15 protein-coding genes are annotated in these 19,878 nt (G+C 33.1%); 8 read left to right on the top strand and 7 right to left on the bottom strand.

The window, feature by feature from the left end; translation table 11 throughout:
- Window positions 1-51: 51 nt before the first annotated feature.
- Complete coding sequence (locus tag ACHZDT_RS09760) at window positions 52-1,596, bottom strand: hypothetical protein (RefSeq protein WP_394774441.1); 1,545 nt, start codon at window positions 1,594-1,596, stop codon at window positions 52-54.
- Window positions 1,597-1,751: 155 nt separating this feature from the next.
- On the opposite strand from ACHZDT_RS09760, the gene ACHZDT_RS09755 reads away from it, so the two are divergent.
- The 7 genes from ACHZDT_RS09755 to acs all read left to right on the top strand — a co-directional run bounded on the left by ACHZDT_RS09755 (window position 1,752) and on the right by acs (window position 12,497).
- Window positions 1,752-2,927: a 2-isopropylmalate synthase gene (locus tag ACHZDT_RS09755; protein WP_394774440.1), complete on the top strand. Its 1,176-nt coding sequence runs from the start codon at window positions 1,752-1,754 to the stop codon at window positions 2,925-2,927.
- A gap of 76 nt (window positions 2,928-3,003) precedes the next feature.
- Entirely contained in the window at window positions 3,004-4,122 is a 1,119-nt protein-coding gene (gene leuB, locus ACHZDT_RS09750) for a 3-isopropylmalate dehydrogenase (protein WP_394774439.1), read from the top strand.
- Window positions 4,123-4,389: 267 nt separating this feature from the next.
- Window positions 4,390-6,063 (top strand): dihydroxy-acid dehydratase, encoded by a 1,674-nt coding sequence (gene ilvD, locus ACHZDT_RS09745; protein WP_394774438.1) that lies wholly within the window; start codon window positions 4,390-4,392, stop codon window positions 6,061-6,063.
- Window positions 6,064-6,268: 205 nt separating this feature from the next.
- Window positions 6,269-7,957 (top strand): biosynthetic-type acetolactate synthase large subunit, encoded by a 1,689-nt coding sequence (gene ilvB / locus ACHZDT_RS09740; protein WP_394774436.1) that lies wholly within the window; start codon window positions 6,269-6,271, stop codon window positions 7,955-7,957.
- Between the two features lie 87 nt (window positions 7,958-8,044).
- Window positions 8,045-8,566 (top strand): acetolactate synthase small subunit, encoded by a 522-nt coding sequence (gene ilvN, locus ACHZDT_RS09735; protein WP_394774435.1) that lies wholly within the window; start codon window positions 8,045-8,047, stop codon window positions 8,564-8,566.
- Window positions 8,567-8,622: 56 nt separating this feature from the next.
- Complete coding sequence (gene ilvC, locus ACHZDT_RS09730; RefSeq protein ID WP_394774433.1) at window positions 8,623-10,092, top strand: ketol-acid reductoisomerase; 1,470 nt, start codon at window positions 8,623-8,625, stop codon at window positions 10,090-10,092.
- Window positions 10,093-10,586: 494 nt separating this feature from the next.
- The gene (gene acs, locus ACHZDT_RS09725; protein WP_394774432.1) at window positions 10,587-12,497 is read left to right on the top strand and encodes an acetate--CoA ligase; all 1,911 of its coding nucleotides are present in this window, start codon (window positions 10,587-10,589) and stop codon (window positions 12,495-12,497) included.
- Window positions 12,498-12,806: 309 nt separating this feature from the next.
- Here acs and ACHZDT_RS09720 read toward each other — a convergent pair whose 3' ends face one another.
- The 5 genes from ACHZDT_RS09720 to ACHZDT_RS09700 form a co-directional block, all read right to left on the bottom strand.
- Entirely contained in the window at window positions 12,807-13,403 is a 597-nt protein-coding gene (locus tag ACHZDT_RS09720) for a PolC-type DNA polymerase III (RefSeq protein ID WP_394774431.1), read from the bottom strand.
- Window positions 13,404-13,405: 2 nt separating this feature from the next.
- Window positions 13,406-15,322 (bottom strand): DUF294 nucleotidyltransferase-like domain-containing protein, encoded by a 1,917-nt coding sequence (locus tag ACHZDT_RS09715; RefSeq protein WP_394774430.1) that lies wholly within the window; start codon window positions 15,320-15,322, stop codon window positions 13,406-13,408.
- Window positions 15,323-15,699: 377 nt separating this feature from the next.
- Window positions 15,700-16,017: a hypothetical protein gene (locus ACHZDT_RS09710; protein WP_394774429.1), complete on the bottom strand. Its 318-nt coding sequence runs from the start codon at window positions 16,015-16,017 to the stop codon at window positions 15,700-15,702.
- An 11-nt stretch (window positions 16,018-16,028) separates the two neighbouring features.
- Window positions 16,029-16,406: a hypothetical protein gene (locus tag ACHZDT_RS09705; RefSeq protein ID WP_394774428.1), complete on the bottom strand. Its 378-nt coding sequence runs from the start codon at window positions 16,404-16,406 to the stop codon at window positions 16,029-16,031.
- Window positions 16,407-16,504: 98 nt separating this feature from the next.
- Window positions 16,505-16,924 (bottom strand): hypothetical protein, encoded by a 420-nt coding sequence (locus ACHZDT_RS09700; protein ID WP_394774427.1) that lies wholly within the window; start codon window positions 16,922-16,924, stop codon window positions 16,505-16,507.
- A gap of 148 nt (window positions 16,925-17,072) precedes the next feature.
- Between ACHZDT_RS09700 and ACHZDT_RS09695 the strand changes: the two genes are divergently transcribed.
- Window positions 17,073-18,302 (top strand): multidrug effflux MFS transporter, encoded by a 1,230-nt coding sequence (locus ACHZDT_RS09695; protein ID WP_394774426.1) that lies wholly within the window; start codon window positions 17,073-17,075, stop codon window positions 18,300-18,302.
- Between the two features lie 283 nt (window positions 18,303-18,585).
- Here ACHZDT_RS09695 and ACHZDT_RS09690 read toward each other — a convergent pair whose 3' ends face one another.
- Complete coding sequence (locus ACHZDT_RS09690) at window positions 18,586-19,845, bottom strand: NAD(P)/FAD-dependent oxidoreductase (protein WP_394774425.1); 1,260 nt, start codon at window positions 19,843-19,845, stop codon at window positions 18,586-18,588.
- Between the last annotated feature and the right edge of the window lie 33 nt (window positions 19,846-19,878).

Raw genomic sequence — 19,878 nt, 5'->3', positions numbered from 1 at the left:
GATTTTAATTAAAATCTGTCGGGTTTGTGTTTTTTATGGAATTTCTATTTCCTATCGGCTATTCAATTTTGCCTTTTCTCTAATAATATCAGCAATTTTTTTATTTTCGATTTTACTTTCAAGCCATGAAATAATATCCAGATAAAGAAAAGCTCTTTTCTCGTACGGGATTTTCTCTAATTCAATAAAACGCAAACGCATTTTTATGAATTCTTTTTTGATATCAGCGGGATATAAGTTATTCAGGTTTCTTAAAAACTTGATAATTTCCTTTTGAACTTCATGTAAGTCGTTCATTTTGATTAGAAATTTATAGGTATTTTTTAGATGATTTTCTAAATAATAATCTTTTCCTAATTCATAATGTGCAATCAACGATAAAAGTCTCGCAAAACACATTAAGTCCTCACGCATTGATAAGTTCTTGTTATTGATGATCTTATCTAAATAATGAATACATTCCGTATACTTTTCATTTCCAAAATAAATAGAAGCAATCTTATAATAAAACAACATTTCGTGATGTTCATCAAGATGTTCACTATGAATTTTAATTTTATCCAGAATGTCAGGAATCAGATATTCACTTTCGGCAAAAGTACCTTCCAGAATGTGCAAATTAAGTTTATTGTTGTAAACGTATAAAAATGATAGCGATGCAATGTTATCGTTTACCGGAAATTTATCATCGTGAATTGTTTTCTCTAAAAGAGTTAGATATTTCTTAAAATTCGATTTATACTTCAACATATAAAGTGACTCCAGAAAATAATGATTTCCTTTTAAGAAAAATACAGGATTCTGATAAATCATATTGGGGTTATCATAAAATAATGTCACCCATTTGTAAGCATATTTATAACTGGCAAGGAAATCCTGAACAAGAAAACTTCGCCATAGATTAGCATTATAAAACCAGTATTTCTCACGGAAACCAAACTTAGTTTCGTCTAATTTTGCAATATGTTTGTTGAAATAATCATCAATATATTTGTATTCATCATCATTTTTCACATAACCCGTTTTAAGCATGATTCCGTAAAGCTGAAGCGATAAATTTGATAGTTTACTTGAAATAGTATTTCGGTAATTCAGTTCTTTTGCCTGAATGACCAATTCATCGGCGCGTCCCTGAATACTTCGGGTAATATATTGCGATTCGATTAGTTTTTCGAATTCTACAATCTCATACGCCATATATTTTTCATCATTTTCAAGCGCAATGATTTTTGTCTTATCCAGAATTTTCAAACTCTGTTTATAAAGTCCTTTATTGTATAAAATACCGGCAAAATCTATTTGTTCACGCAATTGATACCGAATGTTCTGGCTTGGAATATTCAATCGAATACTTACCAGAATTTGTTTGTATAAGTATGATTTTAAGTTAGATAACTGAACTTTTTTAATGATTCCGCTCTTTAGAATAAGCTTTTCATCGTAGGTTTCGGATTTATCTAAAATATTAAATAATTCGATGAATTTCGTATTTGAACTCGTTTCTAAACGGCTTGCAAAAATCTTAAACTGTCTTTTTTCAGATTTAGAAAGAGATTTAATCAATACAAATAAGAAATCTTTTTGATGGTTAGCCATTGTAAAATATAATAATGTAACTTATTGATTTTTAGTTATTTAATACGTTATAAATTGCGTTATGAACAGTATAATTTCATTAAAATGAATTTCGTACTGAGAAAGTACAATATATATTTGTTATCAAGATGTGAAATTACATTAAATAAATGAATATGAATAGAGAGAAAGTTCAAATTTTTGACACCACTTTGCGCGACGGCGAACAAGTTCCAGGATGTAAGTTAGACACGAAACAAAAATTAGTTATCGCAGAAAGACTTGATAAAATGGGAGTTGACGTTATCGAAGCAGGTTTTCCTGTGTCAAGTCCGGGCGATTTTTTATCGGTCTCTGAGATTTGTAAAATTGTAGAAAACGCTACCGTCTGCGGACTAACAAGAGCTGTAAAAAACGACATTGATGTTGCTGCGGCGGCTTTAAAGCACGCTAAAAGACCTAGAATCCACACAGGAATCGGAACATCTGAATCTCATATTCTCCATAAATTAAATACCACAAGAGAAGACATTATTGCCAGAGCAAAATATGCTGTATCACACGCAAAATCTTATGTAGAAGATGTTGAGTTTTATGCAGAAGATGCCGGCAGAACGGATAACGCTTTCCTTGCAAAAGTTTGTGAAGAAGTGATCAAATCCGGAGCTACGGTATTAAATATCCCAGATACAACAGGATATTGTTTACCGGATGAATACGGAGCAAAAATTAAATATTTAATAGAAAACGTAAAAGGAATCGAAAACGTAATCCTTTCATGTCACTGTCATAATGATTTAGGAATGGCAACTGCAAACTCTATTGCAGGCGCTATAAATGGAGCAAGACAAATAGAATGTACTATAAATGGTATTGGCGAAAGAGCCGGAAATACTGCACTTGAAGAAGTGGTAATGATTTTTAAACAACATCCTTACTTAAATCTTGACACCAATATCAATACAAGAGAATTGAATGAAATGAGCCGATTAGTTTCTGAAAGTATGGGAATGATCGTTCAGCCAAATAAAGCTATTGTTGGCGCAAATGCTTTTGCACATAGTTCTGGAATTCACCAGGATGGTGTGATCAAAAACAGAGCAACTTACGAAATCATGGATCCGCTTGATGTGGGTGTGAATGAATCTTCTATCATTTTGACAGCAAGAAGTGGCCGTGCAGCTTTGGCTTACCGCGCTAAAAAAGTAGGTTATGAACTTACAAAAGTACAATTAGACCTTGTGTATATTGAATTTTTGAGATTCGCCGATATTAAAAAAGAAGTTTTAGATGTTGATATTCATCAGATAATTGAAGCTTCTAAAATTCAGGACGAATTAATCAGAAGCTAGTTTAGAAGAGAAAAGAAAATAGAGCAAAGAAGAAAGATAAAAAATAAAGATTTAAATACATAAAGAACGAGACGTTATGAATTTGAAAATAGCAGTTTTACCGGGAGACGGAATTGGACCAGAAGTAATTGCACAAGCTAAAAAAGCATTATATGCTATTGGTGAAGTGTATAATCATGAATTTGTTTTTGAAGAAGCTCTAATGGGAGCAATTGCCATTGATAAAACAGGAAATCCGTTGCCGGAACAAACTTTAAATCTTTGTTTAAACACAGATGCAGTTTTGTTTGGAGCCATTGGAGATCCTAAATATGATAATAATCCAAATGCAAAAGTTCGTCCGGAGCAGGGATTATTGAGGCTTCGTAAAGAATTAGGTTTGTTTGCGAATATTCGTCCTATAAAACCATATAAATCATTGCTTGATGCTTCTCCTTTAAAAAGAGAAATTATTGAAGGTGCTGATTTTACTATTTTCAGAGAATTAACTGGCGGAGCTTATTTTGGAGCAAAAACATTAAATGAAGAAGGAACACATGCTTCGGATTTATGTGAATATTCAGAAGAAGAAATTACCAGAATTTCACACTTAGCTTTTAAATCGGCACAAAACCGACGCAAAAAGTTAACGATGGTGGACAAAGCAAATGTTTTGGAAACTTCAAGATTATGGAGAAGAGTAGTTCAGAAAGTAAGTCTGAATTATCCTGATGTAGCTGTAGATTTTTTGTTTGTGGATAATGCAGCAATGCAGATTATTTTGAATCCAAAACAATTCGACGTGATTTTGACTGAGAATTTATTTGGAGATATTTTATCAGATGAAGCAAGTGTTATTACAGGTTCTATTGGTTTATTGGCTTCAGCATCTTTAGGAGAAAAAAATGCGCTTTTCGAACCTATTCACGGTTCTTATCCTCAGGCAAAAGGAAAAAATATCGCCAATCCAATTGCTTCAATTTTATCAGCAGCGATGTTGTTAGAGCATTTTGGTTTGTTTAAAGAAGCAAATGTAATTTATCAGGCAGTTGAAAAAGCAATTGAATATAAAGTGGTTACGGTTGATTTAAAATCAGATTCAAAATTCGGTACAAATGAAGTAGGGGAGTTTGTTTCAAATTTTATTTTCAGCAAGGATGACTTATTGTATTTTAATAATGACAATGTTCATATCGGACAATCGACAATTGTTTAAGTTTTTTATTAAAATAATGAAATAAATAACAAGAAGTATGTGAAATGTTGAGATTTTATTTTTTTAGTCCTATAAGTTTTCATACTTTTGTGACACTAAAAAAATAAAGATGCAAATCTCAATTATTATTACTTCTGTCGTTGTTGTCAATGTGATTCACACATATGCATCGGGAATGGTATAAATATAATTGAAAAACTATATTACAAACCTTCCAAATATTGGAAGGTTTTTTTTTGAATAAAAATTAAAATAAAATAATACATAATGGAATTAAATAAGTACAGCAAAACCATCACTCAAGATCAAACACAACCTGCGGCGCAAGCCATGTTGTACGGGATTGGTTTAACTGAAGAAGATTTGAAAAAAGCACAAGTAGGTATTGTGAGCATGGGTTACGATGGTAATACGTGTAATATGCACTTGAATGATTTGGCAAAAGATGTCAAAAAAGGTGTTTGGGATGCAAATCTGGTCGGACTTATTTTTAATACTATTGGTGTCAGTGACGGAATTTCAAACGGTACTGAAGGAATGCGTTTTTCACTTGTTTCCCGTGATGTAATTGCAGATTCTATCGAAACAGTTGTGGGAGCACAATGGTATGATGGTATTATTGCAATTCCGGGTTGCGATAAAAATATGCCAGGTGCTTTAATAGCGATGGGAAGAGTAAATCGTCCGTCGATTATGGTTTACGGAGGATCAATTCACTCCGGAAAATGGAAAGGTGAATCCTTAAATATTGTTTCTGCTTTTGAAGCTTTAGGAAAAAAAGTTAAAAACGAAATTACTCCGGAAGATTTTAAAGGTGTTATTCAAAATGCATGTCCCGGAGCTGGTGCTTGTGGCGGAATGTACACTGCAAACACAATGTCATCTGCAATTGAAGCATTAGGAATGAGTTTGCCTTACAGTTCTTCAAATCCTGCTTTGAGTCAGGATAAAAGAGACGAATGTCTTGCTGCAGGAGAAGCGATCAAAATTTTATTAGAAAAAGATATTAAGCCAAGAGATATCATGACCCGTAAAGCTTTTGAAAATGCAATTACAATTGTTGCTGTTTTAGGAGGTTCTACAAATGCGGTTATGCACTTAATTGCAATGGCCCACGCTGTTGATATCGAAATCACATTAGATGATTTTCAGGCTATAAACGATAAAACACCAGTATTGGCGGACATGAAACCAAGTGGTAAATACATGATGGAAGATATTCATGAAGTGGGAGGTATTCCTTCTATAATGAAATATTTATTAAAAGTAGGATTGATTCACGGAAATTGTTTGACTGTAACCGGAAAAACAGTTGCAGAGAATTTGGCTAACACTCCGGATTTACAAGACGGACAACAAGTAATTCATGAAATTCAAAAAGCATTAAAACCAACCGGAAATATTCAAATTTTATATGGAAATCTTGCTTCTGAAGGTGCTGTTGCAAAAATCAGCGGAAAAGAAGGAGAATATTTTGAAGGTCCTGCTGTAGTTTTTGAAGGCGAATTTGAAGTAATCCCAGGACTTGAGGCCGGAAAAATAAAACCGGGAAATGTAGTCGTCATCAGGTATTGTGGACCAAAAGGTGGTCCGGGAATGCCTGAAATGCTAAAACCTACATCGGCAATTATTGGAGCCGGATTAGGAAGCAGCTGCGCTCTTATTACAGACGGTAGATTCTCTGGAGGTTCACATGGCTTTGTCGTAGGACACATTACACCAGAAGCTTATGATGGAGGTGGTATTGCTTTAGTAAAAGATGGTGATATAATTGCTATCGATGCCGTAAAAAATACAATCAACCTGAAAATATCCGACGAAGAATTTGCAGCTCGAAAAGCGAGTTGGGTTCAGCCTCCTTTAAAAGTTACAAAAGGAGTTTTGCTTAAATATGCAAGATCGGTTTCAAGCGCATCTACAGGTTGCGTTACCGATAAATAATTAATAAATAACAATATCAAAAATCAATATCAACGACAATTACAATGTCAATTACAATAACAAAAATCAATAGCAAATAGAAATATTAAAAGATCAATTTAAAACTACCATTGAAAATTGATTTTGACATTGCAATTGATTTTTGAAATTGCAATTAATTTTTGAAATTGAAAATTGAAATTGATTTTTGAAAACAAAATATACTATGAAAATATCAGGGGCAGAAGCCGTAATAAGATGTTTATTAGCAGAAGGCGTAGACTTGGTTTATGGATATCCCGGAGGAGCAATAATGCCGGTTTACGACGAATTATTTAAATTTCAGGATCAGTTACACCACGTTTTAGTACGTCATGAACAAGGCGCAACACACGCAGCTCAGGGATATGCAAGAGCTACAGGAAAAGTTGGGGTCGCAATTGCAACGTCAGGGCCTGGGGCAACAAACTTAGTAACCGGAATTGCAGATGCCCAAATCGATTCAACTCCAATGGTTTGTATTACAGGACAAGTAGGGAAACATTTATTGGGTTCTGATGCTTTTCAGGAAACAGATATAATCGGGATTTCGACTCCGGTAACAAAATGGAATTATCAGATTACAGAAGCTTCTGAAATACCTGAAATCATTGCAAAAGCATTTTATATTGCCCGTTCTGGTCGTCCGGGTCCCGTATTAATTGACATTACTAAAAACGCTCAGTTTGATGAGTTTGATTTTAGTTATGAAAAATGTACCGCAATCAGAAGTTATGTTCCGGTTCCAAAATTAAAACTGGATAAAGTGGCCGAAGCTGCTGCTTTAATCAATAGCGCAAAAAAACCTTTTATTGTTTTTGGTCAGGGAATTATTCTCGGTCAGGCCGAAGAGCAGCTAAAAGCGTTTATTGAAAAATCTGGAATTCCTGCAGCATGGACGATTTTAGGACTTTCGGCTTTGCCAACAGATCATGCATTAAACGTTGGTATGCTTGGAATGCACGGAAACTACGCGCCAAATATGCTGACTAACGAATGTGATGTTTTAATTGCACTTGGAATGCGTTTTGATGATCGCGTGACCGGAAATTTAAAGACTTATGCAAAACAGGCAAAAGTAATTCACTTTGAAATTGATCCTGCAGAAATTGATAAAAACGTAAAAACAGAAGTTGCCGTTTTAGGAGATGTAAAAGAAGCTTTAACAGCTTTATTGCCTTTAATCGAAAAGAATTCTCATGATTCCTGGCACAATGAATTTAAAGAACTACTTAAAATCGAAGTTGAAACGGTTATAAACGAAGAATTAAATCCAACAAATAATAAAGGTATTTCGATGGGTGAAACCATGGAAATGATTAACAAACACTCAAAAGGTGATGCAATTATCGTTTCAGATGTTGGTCAGCATCAAATGTTTGCTTGTCGTTATGCTAAATTTAATACAACCAAAAGTAATATTACTTCGGGAGGATTAGGAACAATGGGATTCGCTTTGCCAGCTGCAATTGGAGCTAAAATGGGAAGACCGGATCGTGAGGTTGTTGCTATTATTGGAGACGGAGGTTTCCAGATGACGATTCAGGAATTAGGAACGATTTTCCAGACAAAAGTACCTGTAAAAATTGTCATCTTAAACAATGAATTCTTAGGAATGGTACGTCAATGGCAGGAATTGTTTTTTGATAACAGATATGCTTCAACAAATATGATTAATCCAAATTTTGTTGCAATTGCCGAAGGATATTATATCAAATCTAAAAAAGTAACACAAAGAGAAGATTTAGATGCCGCTGTCGCAGAAATGATGGCGTCAAAAGATTCTTATTTTTTAGAAGTTATGGTAGAAAAAGAAAACAACGTTTTCCCAATGATTCCAACAGGAGCATGTGTTTCTGAAATTAGATTAAGCTAAAAAAAAGTTTCAAGTTTCAGGTTTATTTTGTTTCAAGTTGAAGAGCTTGAAACGTGAAACCTGAAACAAAAAAAAACTAAAAACAAAATGGAAGATAAAACATTTACCATATCGGTATATTCAGAAAATAACGTGGGTTTATTAAATAGAATATCAGGAATATTCTTAAAGCGTCACATTAATATATTAAGTCTAAACGTTTCAGAATCAGAAATTGAGAATGTTTCAAGATTCATCATTGTCGTTGATACAACAGAAAGATGGGTTAAGAATATTGTGGGACAAATTGAAAAACAAATCGAAGTCATAAAAGCTTTTTATCATACAGATGAAGAGACGATTTATTTAGAAAACGCCTTATTTAAAATCGCCTCAAGTTTGTTATTTGATGAAAAACAAATTCAGAATATCATCAAGGAAAGCCAAGCAACAATCGTGACAGTTTCTCGTGATTTTTTCGTGATTTCAAAATCCGGGCGACGTTCTGAAATCGAAGAATTATACGCAAAATTCAAACCTTACGGCATTATGCAATTTGTACGTTCGGGCAGAATATCAGTTTCTAAAGAAAAAATGGAAATTTCAAGCTTATTAGAAACATTCAAATAACAACTATTAACAACTCAATTATTATAATTACAATTCATTAAATATTAAAAAGAAAAATGGCAAATTATTTCAATACATTACCACTTAGATTACAATTAGAACAATTAGGAGTTTGCGAATTTATGGAGCAATCAGAGTTTGCAGACGGAATTTCAGCATTAGCAGGAAAAAAAGTTGTGATTGTAGGATGTGGTGCACAAGGTTTGAATCAAGGTTTAAACATGAGAGATTCCGGTTTAGACATTTCATATGCATTACGTGCAGATGCGATTGCTGAAAAAAGAGCTTCTTACAAAAATGCTACTGAAAACGGTTTTACTGTAGGTACTTATGAAGAATTAATTCCAACTGCTGACTTAGTTTGTAACTTAACGCCAGATAAACAACATACCGCTGTAGTTACCGCCATTATGCCATTAATGAAACAAGGTTCTACATTAGCATATTCTCACGGTTTTAATATTGTTGAAGAAGGAATGCAGATTCGTAAAGATATTACCGTAATTATGTGTGCGCCTAAATGTCCTGGTTCTGAGGTTCGTGAAGAATATAAAAGAGGTTTTGGCGTACCAACTTTAATTGCAGTTCACCCTGAAAATGATCCAAACGGTTTTGGTCTAGATCAGGCAAAAGCTTACGCTGTAGGAACTGGCGGACATAAAGCCGGAGTTTTGAAATCATCATTTGTTGCCGAAGTAAAATCAGATCTAATGGGCGAGCAAACAATCCTTTGCGGATTATTGCAAACCGGATCTATTTTATGTTTTGATAAAATGGTTGAAAAAGGAATCGATCCTGCATATGCTTCAAAATTAATACAATACGGGTGGGAAACTATCACAGAAGCTTTGAAACATGGTGGAATCACAAATATGATGGACCGTCTTTCAAATCCTGCAAAAATTGAAGCTTATGAGCTTGCAGATGAATTAAAAGACATCATGCGTCCGTTATTTCAAAAACATCAGGACGATATTATTTCAGGAGAATTTTCAAGAACAATGATGATTGACTGGGCTAATGACGATGTTAATTTATTAAAATGGAGAGCAGCTACAGGAGAAACTAACTTCGAAAAAACGGCTCCAACAGATGCTGCAATTTCTGAACAAGAATATTTTGATAATGGAGTTTTAATGATTGCAATGGTAAAAGCTGGTGTTGAATTAGCTTTTGAAACTATGACAGAAGCTGGAATTATCGAAGAATCAGCTTATTATGAATCATTACACGAGTTACCATTAATCGCAAATACAATTGCAAGAAAAAAATTATTTGAAATGAACCGCGTTATTTCGGATACAGCAGAATATGGTTGTTATTTATTTGATCATGCTTGTAAACCTTTATTGACTGAGTTCATGAAAAAAGTAGAAACAAACGTAATAGGAAAACCATTTTCAACTTCAAACGGAGTAGATAATGCTGTTTTGATTGCAGTAAACAAAGAAATTCGTCAACATCCTATCGAAGAAGTAGGAGCGTGGTTGAGAGAATCAATGACTGCAATGAAAAAAATTGGATAATAAATTGGGAATTACCACACATTCGAATGTGGGATTTGCACTGTATCTCTGTTCTAAGTAATATTTTGAATTAGTAAGCACTTATTAAGAAAAATGGATATAGAGGCATATTGCATTCACTTAACTTCTGTAATTAAGTAAGTTAAGTGAAGCTAATCCCGAATGAAGGGGTATATTTAGTAATAAGTATACTTGTTGAAGTTTCATTTTAATTAATAAAGCTGCTGCTATTTTCAAAATAGAATAAGGCATTGTAATGCAGAATTACGAAAATTAATTGTTATTGAAATTGTTAAAAATAAAAAGGCATGGTATTTATTTATCGTGCCTTTTTTGTAATATGCTTTTTAATCAAAAAAGTAAAAATTTATAGAATATACATAAAAAGACGATATTTTTTTTAATATGTGTTTTTATATGATAAAATTTATGAATTAAATAATTTTAAGAATACGCTGATATTTAATACATTTATAGAAAAATTCCAAAAACATATGAGTTATTATAAAATTGAAAATTTAGAACAATATTTTAAACATTACAATAAGTCAATAAGGGAACCTAGGAAATTTTGGGGGAAAATAGCAGAAGAAAATTTCACGTGGTACCAACAATGGGAAAAAGTTGTTGATTTTAATATGGCTGATGCCGAAGTAAAATGGTTTACTGAAGCAAAAGTTAATATTACTAAAAATTGCATCGATAGACACTTAAGCAAAAGAGGAGAAAAAACGGCGATTATTTTTGAACCGAACGATCCATCCGAAAGTGCTTTACATATAACATATAACGAACTTTACGAAAGAGTTTCGAAAATGGCGAATGTTTTGCGTGAGCAAGGAGTTCGTAAAGGCGACAGAGTTTGTATTTATTTACCAATGATTCCTGAATTGGCAGTAGCTGTATTAGCTTGCGCCAGAATTGGAGCCATTCACTCCGTTATTTTTGCAGGATTTTCAGCTTCGGCAGTTTCTGCAAGAATCAATGATTGCGAATGTAATATGGTCATTACTTCTGACGGAGGTTACAGAGGAAATAAAACTATAGATTTAAAAGGAATTGTTGATGAAGCATTAGATACTTGTCCAACAGTTTCTAAAGTTTTGGTTGTAAAAAGAACCAATACCGAAATCAAAATGAAAGAAGGTCGTGACCAATGGTTACAGCCTTTATTAGACGAAGCTTTAGATAACAGCGTTGCTGAAATCATGGATGCCGAAGATCCTTTGTTTATTTTATATACTTCAGGATCAACAGGAAAACCAAAAGGAATGGTTCATACCACTGCCGGATATATGGTTTACACTGCATATACATTCAAAAATGTTTTTAGTCACGAAGAAAACGATATTTTCTGGTGTACTGCTGATATTGGTTGGATTACTGGTCACTCTTACATATTATACGGACCATTATTGAATGGTGGAACAACCGTAATTTTTGAAGGAGTTCCATCTTACCCGGATTTTAGCCGTTTTTGGGATATTATCGAAAAACATAAAATCACACAATTCTATACGGCGCCAACAGCAATTCGTTCATTAGCAAAAGAGAGTTTAGATTATATTCAAAAATATCCTCTTAAATCTCTTAAAGTTATTGGATCTGTTGGAGAACCAATCAATGAAGAAGCATGGCACTGGTTTAATGACCACGTAGGAGATAAAAGATGTCCTGTGGTTGATACATGGTGGCAAACAGAAACTGGTGGAATCATGATTTCGCCAATTGCTTTTGTTACACCAACAAAACCAACTTATGCAACTTTACCATTACCGGGAATCCAACCTGTTTTAATGGATGAAAAACGTAACGAAATTGAAGGAAACCAAGTTGTAGGTAGTTTGTGTATTAAATTTCCGTGGCCTGGAATCGCCAGAACTATCTGGGGAGATCACCAACGTTATAAAGACACCTATTTCTCAGCTTTCCCTGGAAAATATTTTACAGGAGACGGAGCATTAAGAGACGAAGTTGGATATTACAGAATCACAGGTAGAGTAGATGATGTTGTCATTGTTTCTGGTCATAATTTAGGAACAGCTCCTATTGAAGATGCGATCAACGAACATCCTGCAGTTGCAGAATCTGCAATTGTTGGATTCCCGCATGATATTAAAGGAAATGCTTTGTATGGTTATGTAATTTTGAAAGAATCAGGAGAAGTTAGAAATAAAGAAAACCTGTCTAAAGAGATTAATCAATATATTTCTGATCACATTGGACCAATTGCAAAACTGGATAAAATTCAGTTTGTTTCAGGCTTACCAAAAACTCGCTCAGGAAAAATTATGCGTAGAATTTTACGTAAAATAGCCGAAGGAGATTTTTCTAATTTTGGAGATACATCAACATTATTAAATCCTGAAGTTGTAGAAGAAATTCAGAAAGAAAGAATTTCTTAATTCAGATAAATAGAATAAAAAATGCCTCTTAAATTTTAAGAGGCATTTTTGTTGTTTTATGCTGAACATTTTTGTCAAAGTAGCCACAATCTTGTCATTCCGAGGAGCGAGGAACCTTCGCAAGAAACTAACATAAAGTACTTCCTAAATGTCGAGTCACTTACGGAGATTCCTCGTTCCTCGGAATGACAAAAAATACGCAGAATCACTTTGCGGAACTTCGACTTCACTCAGTCTGACAAGGACTTCGACTTCGCTCAGTCTGACAAATAGAACTTTAATCACTTATAATAATTTAAAAAGCTTTTCTTATTTAATTCCCAATCTAGATTTTAACTTCAAAAACAAAAGCGCAATTTTGTACGCATCTTCAGATGATGAGTTTCTGTCACTTTTTGGGATTTTATATATTTCGCTTAAATCGTCTAACGAAAATTGTTTGTCGTTGATATCTGTTAATTTGCGATACATCATATCGATATCCAAAGCTTCATTTTTTAATCTTCCGCAATCCAGACGTTCTAGTGCTGCATTTAGCATTTCGATATCAAAATTAATATGATGACCAACTAAAACAGCGTTGCCTACAAAATTCACAAATGCTTCAATCGCATCCGGTTCAGGCATTTTGAGCATTTTACTTTCGATAATGAATTCATTTGAAAGTCCATTATCCTGCAAGAATTTGTATTGCAATAAAACAGCTTCAAAATTATCTTTTATGATAATACTGTCATCAATAACTGAAAAAGCACCTAAAGACAAAATCACATCTTTATTCGGATTTAATCCGGAAGTTTCAGTCGATACAACTACAAACCTATTAGGTTTCGTTTCAAATTTAGTCAGATAGTCTTTCCAGAAATCCGGATACTCTTTGCTAATATTTTTAATCCAGTCTAACATATTTATGAGAATTGTGTAAGTTGAAATTTACTCTTAATTAATTCCTCAAGGTCTTTCATTGGGGTTAAGGCATTTTTTAACTTCTCTTTGTCCGTTTTAGACATTTCTCGCAAATTGATATATTGTCCGGAATCGTCATTTTTTAATCCTTCAACAGTTCTAAATTTTGACAAAATCAAAAATGCTTCAGCACAACTTAAGTATATTTCGGCATTTTTAGAATCTGTGATTGCTAATTGTTTGAATCTCAAATAGGTGTTTTTGATTCCTTTTATATTTGAATTTAAAATCAATAAACGAGCTGCATCAATTAATGGCATTAATGCGCGGGTTTTAATATCAAATTTTGTTTTATGCGGACCTTCTTCTTCAACGATGAATTTTTTGAAAAAGCTCAAAGCCGAATTTTTCTTTAAAGCATCATTTCCTAAAAAGTCAAAGAATAAAGTATTGTTGACGGCATTCTTGAAAATAACATTTTCAATTACTTCTTCTATTTTTGGTTCTCCAAAAACAATTTCATAATCAAAGAAAATACTACTTAAATCGTTGCTGTTTTCACCTGGAGTATTCATCCAGCTGTTGTATTGTTTTGTCCAGTCAGTCAATGACTTACACCATAACATATTGCTTCCCATATGTCCGTTTGGGCAATATTCATAACCAACTTTTTCTAATATAGAAGTAGTTCTTTTGGCTAATCTTAAAAAATAATCTTTTACTTCTCTGTATTTCTCCGGAGCTACATCTTCAAAAATTAAAATGCTATCCTGATCCGTAAGTAATAATTGTTCTTTACGTCCTTGACTTCCAATACTTAACCATGCAAAACGGGCAGGAGGTGAGCCTAAATCTAAAATAGACAATTCGACAGCGCGTTTTATAATTGCGAGATTAATTTCACTTGCAATATTACTAACATGAGAAATTGGAATATTCTTCTGAATCGAATTCTGAATCAAATCAGACAAACGATCACGTATTTGTTTCAAATCTTTAGGAAGCTGAGAACGTTTGATTTCCTTAATCAAAACACCAGGATTACTGGCCTGAGCGACAATCAAATCATGTTCAGAAATAATTCCTTTTACAGCAGATTTACTCGTACCATCTTTGGTAACACATAAATGCGTAACATTATGTTTTAGCATTAATAATTGAGCTTCCGCCAAAGAAACATTTTCAATTACTGTAACAACCGGCGAAGACATAATCTTATCAATTGTTTCAGTAATAGGATAGCGGCCTGTTGCAATTTTTGATGATAAATCGGCATTTGTAACAATACCAATCGGGTTGTTTTTTTCGCAAATCACGATATTATCGACCATTGATTCGGTCATCAATATAGCAACATCTCTAACAATTTTGTTAGATTCAGTTGTTAATGGCGAATTATTATACACCAGCGATTGAATATATTGCATTTCGGTTTGCTGATCAACGTAAAATGCAGTATCAGAAATTAGTTTTCCCTGAGAATTTACATTGTCTTTTGCATGACGCGAATTGATGGCAAAATTTTCTAATAAAAAGTTTAAAACATCTGAATTATTAGCCACAAATGGTCTAAAAACAGCGATAGGAATTGCATAAATTATACTTTCTTCACGTGCTTTTGCTGTCATCATATAGTTATTCTTGGCAAAAAACGGACGTAAGCCAAAAATATCGCCTTCGTGACATTTGTTTATAAGAGTTTCCTCGGCATCTGCAATTGTCGTTAAATTTATGACGCCAGAAGCCACAACATAAAAACTATCATGAAGTGTATCATTGATTTGAAATAAAACAGCGTGTTTTTCTAAATTGATAACACGAATATTTGTAGCAATATCAGATAATTCCTGAAAAGTTAAATTATTAAATGGCGGGTATTCTTTCAAAAAATCTGCAATATGCTCAGCAATTGTATTCATATATTTTTGATAATTTTTTTAAAGTATCGAATGTAAAAATAATAAAATAAACTCTTACAATGAAAGCATCTTCAAGAGAATATTATTATTTTAAGATAGTGAAAAAATTTGATGATTACACACTTTAAAAATCATTTTTAAGCGTTTAAAAATCTTTAAAGTTTTTTGAATTCTCTACAAGGATTAGAAATCAAGATGGGGATTGATTCTGAACTACTAATTATGGTTTGTTTGATCAGTTTTTATTGGAGAAGGTTTTTCGAAATATTGTATTTTACATAATATAAATTATAGTTCAAAAGATATATACTGAAAGAGGGTTAAGATATCTGTTTCCAAGCTTTTTGCTCTACAAAGGATTTATTGCTTTCCAGTTACTATTGCTCATTTTCTTTCTCTGCTTTTATATTTATAGTATTTTTTGTGAACAGTTCGTTATTAAGTTTGTACAATTGTAGGACAGAATTTTGAAATATTCCATAAACCTTAAATTGTGAATTTTTAGAATATTCTTTCGCTAAATCATCATGCATTGATGTTTGATTAAAACTAGAAATGTTTGTACTGTAAGCATATTTCCATAAAACAAGATCATCTTGATCATATGGACCAATATACACATTATGTTCACGACTATTAATTGTTATTGTTTTGCCTATAACTTCTTTTGCTATTAAAGCTTGCTCAAATGTCATAAGATCTTTTTCTAATACAACTTCGTGAGAATCGTTTCTTTGGGAACTAAATCGTCGCCGCCTCGTTTATTGAATTGTAGAGATTGATCATTTGCAAAAAGAACCGCGCTTGCAGTACCGTTTTTAGCTTTTATATTGATTTGAGCCTTTTCACCAAATCCATGAACATATCCGGTAACTTCCATAATGCTGGTTACAAATTTTTCATTGCTGCTTGTAATTTCTGCAGTTCCAAAAATTTTGCTGTTTGATTGTGCTATGTTTAATGTCAAAACATATTCCTTGCTGCAATCTTTACAATTTTCAGTACTCCAGGTTCCGGTAAACCGATTTGTTTGTGAATATCCTGAAAAAGAAACTAATAATAACAGTAGAATAGATTTTCTCATTTTGACTCAAATTTTTATTAAATACAATAGTTTCCAAATATAAACCAAAAAAAAGCATCCAACGTATCGGATGCTTTTCTTTTGAATATAAAATGCTATTATTTCAGTTTTTTCAAATAAACAGATTTTCCGTTTAATGCAACATTTATTTCATTGTTTTTTTCTGAGAATGTTGTTCTTAAGGCATTTCCTTTAAAAATTGTAACATCTCCGTAAACTTTTCCAGTTTCTGTAGAAACATATTCAAACAATAATTTTTTGTTATCTGGCTCAATTCCAATTCTATAACTTGAAAATTTAGAAGTGTCTAAGTTGAACTCTTGCTGAGTATCAATGATTTTTCCGTCAGCATAAAAATTTGTAACCGCTTTATTAAGCGTAATATCCGGATAATATTCGTTTACTTTTTGAAGAAGCGCGTATTGCTCCGGGCTTGCGTCTTCTTTTTTTGATACAATTGTTTGAGCAAATGAAAGTGTTGTAAAAATAAGAGCTAATAGTAAAATGTAATTTTTCATATGTTTTAAATTTAGATTAAAATTGATATCATTTTGAAATCAATCCTTAAAAAATAATCAGCCTTTTTTTATATAATAAGGCGTTTATTATATAACAAGGTAGTAAATATTTACCTTTGCCCGAAATTAAAAGCAATTATTTAAGACAATGACAACGAAAAAATACATAAAACTCATACTTATTTTAGGTTCTTTAACAGCACTTGGTCCTTTTTCAATTGATATGTATTTGCCTGGTTTCTCAGGAATTGCAAAAGATTTACATACTACGGTTGCAAAAGTTTCTATGAGTTTATCAAGTTATTTTATCGGAATTTCTGCCGGACAATTACTTTACGGACCTTTATTAGACCGTTTTGGACGAAAAAAACCTTTATTTATTGGTTTGTTGGTTTACATTTTAGCTTCTTTAGGATGTGTTTATGTTGCTGACATTGATTCATTTATAATATTACGTTTTGTTCAGGCTGTGGGTAGTTGTGCTGCAACAGTTGCTTCAGTTGCAATGGTGAGAGATTTATTTCCCGTAAAAGATATCCCGAAAGTTTTTTCATTATTAATGCTTGTTCTTGGGCTTTCGCCGATGTTGGCGCCAACTATAGGCGGTTATGTTACAGAAGATTACGGCTGGCATACCGTATTTTTTATTTTAATGTGTATGGGAATTGCGATTTTAATTGCCGCTCAACTTGGTTTGCCAAACAGTTACAAACCTGACACTTCGATTTCATTAAAACCAAAGCCAATTATTTCTAATTTTTTGAAAGTGCTTAAAGAACCCCAGTTTTTCACTTATGCATTTACTGGATCTATTGCTTTTTCAGGGTTATTTACCTATGTTGCCGCTTCTCCTATTATTTTTATGGATATTTACCATGTAGATGCTAAAACTTACGGATGGATTTTCGCCTTTATGTCGGTTAGTTTTATTGGTTCGAGTCAGTTGAATTCAGTTTTATTGAAGAAATTTACAAGCGAGCAAATGATTTTTGGCGCATTGATATTACAATCTGTTATTGCAATCATTTTCCTGATTCTTTCTGTAAATAATCTATTAGGATTGTATGAAACGATCGCAATGTTATTCTTGTTTTTAGGCTGTTTAGGAATTTCAAATCCCAATACTGCAGGACTTACAATGGCTCCGTTTGCTAAAAATGCAGGAAGTGCTTCGGCGTTAATGGGCGCTATTCAGTTAGGTTTAGGAGCTTTAGCATCATTTGCTGTTGGAGTTTTTGTCAAAAATTCTGTGGCGCCAATGGTTTTTATTATGACAGCAACAACAATTATTGCTTTTGTTGTACTGAATATTGGTAAACGTTTTATTAAAAATAAAGTTGAAGTATCTGAAAATGATGATGTTTTGGTTGGACACTAGTTTTTATCAAATTCCAAATTCGAATTTTATATAATCTTTTGTTTTTTATGATATTTGATGTTTTCTGCACAATCTTGTCATTCTGAGGAAGAATCACACGAGAAATTCCGCATAGAATATCTCCAAAACTTTGACGATTAATGCGTGTGATTTCTCCTTGCGTCGAAATGACAAAAATTGAGCATAAAAAAGCCAGAATTTATTAAATTCTGGCTTTTTTTTATGTTCAATTAATATTCTCAATATATTGGAATTTGGAATTTCAAAATTTGGAATTTAAAATCTAAGATCTCTTATCAGGTCTGATAATCATTCTCAGCGATTGATCGCTGGCAAAATATGCCACCATCCAATTCCAGAATGTATTTAATCTGTTTCTATAAGTAATTAGGGATATCAAGTGGATAAACAGCCAGATAATCCAGGCAAAAAAGCCTTTGAAATGCCATTTTGGACTTGGTAAATCCACTACTGCTTTATTTTTTCCTATGATTGCCATAGAACCTTTGTCATTATAAGCAAATGGCTTTAAAGGTTTGTTTTTGATTTGCGCTTTAAAGTTTTTGGCCAAATTTAATCCTTGCTGAATTGCAACCTGAGCAACTTGCGGATGTCCGTCCGGGAAATTTTTATCTCCCGCCGTAATAGCTGTGTCACCAATGGCGTACACATTTGTAAGACCATTTACTTTACTATATTGATCTGTCGCCATACGTCTTCCACGGCCGTAACTTTCTTTTGGTATTCCTTCAAAAATTTTAGCAGAAACTCCTGCTGCCCAAATTAAATTTTTGGTTTTAATGGTATCTCCATTTTCAAAATATACAGTATCATCAATATAATCTGTAACTCTTGTATGCAGTTTAACTACAACTCCCAATTTCGTCAATGCATCCAGCGTATCTTCTTGCGAAGCCTTGCTCATTGGCGCCAGAAGTGCGTCTCCCCCATCGACTAAATAAACATTACTTGCCGATGTATCTAATTCAGGATATTCTTTTAGCAGGATATTTTTACGCATTTCAGCAAACATTCCTGAAACCTCTACTCCTGTTGGTCCTCCTCCGGCAACAACAATCGTTAATAATTTACGACGTTTGCGTATATCTTTGCAAATAGCGGCTTTTTCCAGGTTTTTAAGTAGTGTATTACGCATTTCGATGGCATCATTTAAGGTTTTCATCGGAATAGCGTTTTTCATCACGTTTTCCATACCAAAATAACTGGTTTCAGCTCCTGTAGCAAAAACCAAATGATCGTATTTTAATTCGCCGTTGTTCAGAATTATTTTATTTTCGGCAGGAACTACAGATAGTAATTCGCCTAAACGAAATTGAAGATTCTTTTTCCCTGCAAAGAATTTTCTAAAAGGATAACTAATACTTGATGGCTCTAAAAATGCCGTAGCAACCTGATATATAAGTGGGGGGAAAAAATTATAATTGTTTTTATCTACAAGAGTTACTTGTATATCAGGTTGGTTTACAAGTTCTTTTGCCAGATTTAGTCCTGCAAAACCACCTCCTATGATGACTATATTCATGTGTTATTTATTAAGTAGATTCTATGAGTAAAA

Source organism: Flavobacterium sp. (assembly GCF_043722275.1).
Lineage (GTDB): Bacteria > Bacteroidota > Bacteroidia > Flavobacteriales > Flavobacteriaceae > Flavobacterium.
Note: the sequence above shows the minus strand (reverse complement) of the source record. Positions and strands in the feature narration are given on the sequence as shown.